Raw genomic sequence first — 5,077 nt, forward strand, 5'->3', positions numbered from 1 at the left:
CTCAACTGTGTCATACGAATCCCCTTTTTCGGGAGGTACGCCCATTAAGGGTTCTCCAATGACGTTCTGAGTTTCAGGCTGAAGTTTGTGAATGCAGCAATCGAACAACTCAAAGAAGAAATCACTCATCTGGTCGATCGCATCCCCGAAGATAGACTCTAGCTCCGGTTCCTCATACAATAGGCGCTTCAAAAACCGCTCCATTTGCAATTCTTTCCATGCCCGCAGTTTGTTCCACACGTCTTTGACAATCACTTCTTCCTGTGGTGAGAGCGGAACAGCGTCTGGAATCTCAACCTCAGCAACGTCCTGTGTCCCTTGAGCGTGGACGGGACGCTTATCGTTCTGATTGCTCAAAATGGTCAGTTTACTACTGCTTCCCTCACTGCTACTTTGAGTTAGGCGAGTTTTCAGCTTTAACTGGGGTGCCTCGTTCCAAGTCGCGATCGGAAATTCTAACTCGGCGCTACGCTCTCCATTGAGGTACTCTTGTGTGGCAAATGTGACGGTTCCAGCATCCTGCCAAGGCTGAGTGATGTCTCCTTCCCGATAACGTAAGGTAATTGCGATCGTGCAGTCACCCTTATTTTTCAAATCCACTAACCAGCTGATACTGATTTTGTATATAATTTCCTATCCAGGAGGCAATCATTAGGGGTAGATTATTCACAGTCTTTAGCTGCAAATATTGAGATGGAGATATCAACGCTTCTAATTCTCTATTTACAGGTTCTGATCTTATATACAACTTAACGGCTACGGGGAAAGCCGCCACTAGCCGCAAAGCTGCAATTCGTCTGTCTCGATCCCCTGGTTCAACGTCGTTCATCATCCCCCAAATTTGCCACGTCATATTACGGGTATCGTTGACTAAGGTACCCCATAATCTACGACCTTCCCAAAAGCGCTCGTAAGCAGTATTAGTTCGGAAAACGAGTAATAAACCTAAAACAATGCTAGGAATGATACTTCCAAAAGTAGGTTTGGATACAGGAAATTTTAAATAATACAGTACAGAAATGAAAAAACCAAATACACCCACCAAAATCACTCGTTGATAGATGGCTGAGATAACTGACCCTTTCCATTGGAATGCGAGCTTAAACCAGTATTGTTTGTTTCTTTTCATTAAAATCTTCAAACCGACTAAGCTGATTGGTGGTAATTAATTATTAGTAACGATGAATTGCATAAGCTAACGGCAGGAGCAGCTGCGATCGCAAAGTCTAACTCAGCGTTGCGCTCTTGATTTAGGTAAGGCAATCTTTGATGTGGCAAACGTGACCGTTCCAGCATCTTGCCAAGGTTGACTGATATCCCCCTCCCGATAGCATAGGGTAATGGCGATCATGCAGTTATCCCTTGTTCTTCCAAATCCAACAGCCAGCTTGCTTGTGTGCGAGTTAGGAGATCTTTTTGCAACGAGGATTGTCTCTGAGCCGAAATCACCTATACGCGACACTTGTACTTTTAGTCGTTTGCAGCTGGGAAATCGGTGGCAGAGACTTCGGTTAAGTGGACGAGCCGATGATGGTCAGTCATGCTTGGGGAGTGAGTGGGGTCAGGATGAAGATGCGGTTGAGTGTGCTGCATCTTTGATGCAAAAATCACATTTTGTACTATACCGCGTATGTCTAAGGACAGCTCATCACTACCCAGCATTCAGGAAGCCTGTCCTTGAACGTGGAAAATTTTTGCTCTCTATGACTAGCCCTTAGAACGTGTCTGATCATTCTCCAACCTGTTAAAAGGCTGCCAAGAATACTACCCTTAATTAAAGATAGCCCTATTAAAAAAATTGATTTATGTTTGATGCTCTAGCCGAACGCCTAGAAGACGCCTGGAAGAAATTACGGGGCCAGGACAAAATTTCTCAGTCCAATATCCAAGACGCTCTCAAAGAGGTACGTCGTGCTCTGTTATCGGCAGATGTGAACCTCCAAGTCGTTAAAGATTTTGTTGCGGATGTAGAAACCAAGGCACTCGGAGCCGAGGTCATCTCTGGCGTCCGTCCTGACCAACAGTTCATTAAGATTGTCTACGACGAACTGGTGCAGGTGATGGGGGAAACCAACATTCCCTTAGCCAAAGCGGATACGGCACCGACGATTGTCCTGATGGCAGGTTTACAGGGTACTGGTAAAACGACCGCCACCGCTAAGCTAGCTCTCCATCTGCTCAAACAAAACCGCACCTGCCTCTTGGTCGCTACAGACGTTTATCGACCGGCAGCCATTGACCAGTTAGTAACACTCGGTCAACAAATTGATGTCCCCGTATTTGAACTGGGTGCGGATGCTGACCCAGTAGATATTGCGCGTCAAGGCGTTGCACGGGCGAAGGAGACGGGTGTTGATACCGTGATCATCGACACGGCAGGACGCTTGCAAATCGACCAGGACATGATGGGGGAACTTGCCCGCATCAAGAAAACTGTTCAACCCAACGAAACCCTCCTAGTCGTGGACTCGATGACCGGCCAGGAGGCGGCAAATCTCACCCACACCTTCCACGAGCAAATTGGGATTACGGGGGCAATCCTCACCAAGCTGGATGGTGACACTCGCGGTGGTGCCGCCCTTTCTGTCAGGCGGGTTTCGGGTCAGCCGATTAAATTTGTCGGCGTTGGGGAGAAGGTAGAAGCGCTGCAACCCTTTTATCCCGATCGCATGGCATCGCGGATTCTCGGTATGGGAGATGTCCTCACGCTAGTGGAGAAGGCGCAGGAGGAAATTGACCTATCAGACGCCGAGAAGATGCAGGAGAAAATGCTGAAGGCACAGTTTGACTTCAGCGATTTCTTGAAGCAGATGCGGCTATTGAAGAATATGGGTTCTCTGGGCGGGTTGATGAAGATGATTCCAGGGATGGGTAAGCTGAGTAGCGACCAACTGCAACAAGGGGAAGCCAAGCTCAAGCAATCCGAAGCCATGATTAATTCGATGACGGCGGAAGAACGCCGTAATCCTGATTTGTTAGCCGGTTCTCCGTCGCGCCGCCGCCGGATTGCTCGTGGTTCGGGTTATGCCGAGAGGGATGTCAGCAATCTGGTGAGTGAATTTACTAAAATGAGAAATCTCATGCAGCAGATGAGCCGAGGACAGATGCCAGGAATGGCAGGTATGGGCGGCATGTTTGGCGACATGGGTGGTAATCGTCCCTCCCAACCGGGCTGGCGCGGCTACCCCGGCGGTGCTTCTCCCAAGAAAAAGAAAAAGGAGAAGAAGAAAAAGGGATTTGGTCAGCTGTGAAGGGTTGCAGGTTAAAGGTTGCAGGTTGCAGGTTATAACTTCCAACCGTCCAACCTTCAACTTTCTAACCTTCCAACCCTCTAGCCCACAGATCGCTTAAAATCAAACAGGTGAATTATTCCTAAACATGGTCAAACTGAGATTAAAACGATACGGCAAAAAGCGTGAGGTCAGCTATCGAATTGTGGCAATTCAAAGTAATGCACGCCGGGATGGACGCCCTCTAGAAGAACTGGGCTTCTACAATCCCCGAACTGATGAAACACGGCTTAGGGTCCCAGAGATTGTGAAGTGGCTCCAAAATGGTGCCCAGCCCACTGATACAGTGCGCGATATTCTGAGGAAAGCCAATGTTTTTGAACAAGTCAGTGCCTGAGACACCGTCCGCCTCATTTCAAAATGCCAGCCCGGATTACATCGGTCTTGTGCGATTTTTGATAGAGCCGTTTTTAGAATCACCGACTTCGCTGAAGGTAGACTGTGAAAAGTCAAATGCCAAGGAGCGAGTCTGGATTCGAGTGGCGTTTGACGGGTCGGATAAGGGACGAGTGTTTGGTCGGGGGGGTCGCAACATTCAAGCGATTCGGGCGGTCATTCAAGCAGCAGGTCAGGCGGCGGGTCAATTTGTCCATCTGGATATTTATGAAGGCCCAAATGAGAGTCCCCGGCGAGAGAGTCCTTCTGGTGGTAGTAAATTTGCTGGCAGAAAGAGTTCCTCTCGTCGCCCACCCACGTCTAAACCCGCACCCAAATTCCGCTCTGAGTAAAAAGGTTAGAGGTTGAAGGTTGAAAGGTTGAAGGTTAGAAAGTCGTTTACCAGTCGGTGTTGGCTAAGCAAGCGCTCCAGCGTAACTGTTCTCAAAGAGTAGGCGTTCCCATAGTACTCTGGCACAAGCCGGAGACTAGGGTTGGTGAGAAAATTACAAGTTATCTGCCAAACTTGCAAGATCTAACTTCCCCACTTTCAAGGCTCGATACCTAGAAACTTTCAACTTGTAGAGCCACTACTGGCATGAGTGAAGTACCAAAGACAATTCAGCTGTCGAATAATGAAAGTGCGATCGCACTTTCTGGTGAACGAGACGAAAACCTGAAAACGCTCTCGCGGCTAACCGGTGCAAATCTGGTGCTGCGGGGGCAAGAACTGCTAATTTCTGGAACCGAGAAACAAGTTGAACGCGCCTCATCCTTGGTGCGATCGCTAAAACCGTTCTGGAATGAAGGCAAAGCGATCGCAGAGGTGGATATCCAAACCGCCCTCCATGCCTTAGACACTCACCGCTCAGATGAGTTACAGGATTTACAGCAAGATGTTCTCGCTCGCACTCGTAAGGGCGAAGTTATCCGTGCCAAAACCTTCCGGCAGCGGCACTATGTGAAAGATATCCTAACTCACGACCTGACCTTCTGCATTGGTCCGGCAGGCACTGGGAAAACCTTTCTGGCTGTCGTTCTTGCAGCTCAAGCTCTCCTCGCCAATCAGTACGAACGCTTAATTTTGACTCGGCCTGCTGTAGAAGCTGGAGAAAAGTTGGGTTTTTTGCCAGGAGACTTGCAGCAAAAAATCAATCCTTATCTGCGTCCCCTGTATGACGCCCTGTATGAGTTAATTGAGCCTGAAAAAATTGCCAATTTGATGGAACGAGGCGTTATCGAAGTCGCCCCCCTCGCTTATATGCGAGGACGCACCCTCAACAATGCCTTTGTCATCGTTGATGAAGCGCAAAACACAACACCGGCTCAAATGAAAATGGTGCTGACACGCATCGGTTTTCGTTCTCGTATGGTGGTTACAGGTGACGTCACACAGACAGATTTGCCTGCAA

General features: G+C 48.6%; 6 protein-coding genes and 1 pseudogene. 4 read left to right on the forward strand and 3 right to left on the reverse strand.

Annotated elements, in window-relative coordinates; translation table 11 throughout:
• The 3 genes and pseudogenes from V6C93_RS28735 to V6C93_RS28745 all read right to left on the reverse strand — a co-directional run.
• A pseudogene (locus tag V6C93_RS28735) lies at positions 1-594 on the reverse strand (nitric-oxide synthase); the annotation flags it as partial.
• The gene (locus V6C93_RS28740) at positions 584-1,129 is read right to left on the reverse strand and encodes a bestrophin family ion channel (protein ID WP_333480096.1); all 546 of its coding nucleotides are present in this window, start codon (positions 1,127-1,129) and stop codon (positions 584-586) included. The pseudogene V6C93_RS28735 and the gene V6C93_RS28740, both read right to left, overlap by 11 nt.
• 341 nt (positions 1,130-1,470) lie before the next feature.
• On the reverse strand, positions 1,471-1,662 hold the full coding sequence (locus V6C93_RS28745) for a hypothetical protein (protein WP_333480097.1): 192 nt from the start codon (positions 1,660-1,662) through the stop codon (positions 1,471-1,473).
• Positions 1,663-1,805: 143 nt separating this feature from the next.
• Here V6C93_RS28745 and ffh point away from each other — a divergent pair, with 143 nt between their 5' ends.
• The 4 genes from ffh to V6C93_RS28765 form a co-directional block, all read left to right on the forward strand.
• A complete protein-coding gene (gene ffh, locus V6C93_RS28750; RefSeq protein ID WP_333480098.1) occupies positions 1,806-3,251 on the forward strand; it encodes a signal recognition particle protein in 1,446 nt (481 codons plus the stop codon).
• A 127-nt stretch (positions 3,252-3,378) separates the two neighbouring features.
• Positions 3,379-3,627 carry a 30S ribosomal protein S16 gene (gene rpsP, locus V6C93_RS28755; protein WP_333480099.1) on the forward strand — a complete coding sequence of 83 codons (249 nt, stop codon included), beginning with the start codon at positions 3,379-3,381 and terminating at the stop codon, positions 3,625-3,627.
• Positions 3,602-4,018, forward strand: a complete 417-nt coding sequence (locus V6C93_RS28760) for a KH domain-containing protein (protein WP_333480100.1) — start codon at positions 3,602-3,604, stop codon at positions 4,016-4,018. Before rpsP ends, V6C93_RS28760 begins: the two co-directional genes overlap by 26 nt.
• A gap of 245 nt (positions 4,019-4,263) precedes the next feature.
• On the forward strand, positions 4,264-5,077 hold an 814-nt coding region (locus V6C93_RS28765; RefSeq protein ID WP_333480101.1), incomplete at its 3' end, for a PhoH family protein.

It is taken from the genome of Allocoleopsis sp. (genome assembly GCF_036703385.1).
GTDB lineage: Bacteria > Cyanobacteriota > Cyanobacteriia > Cyanobacteriales > Coleofasciculaceae > Allocoleopsis.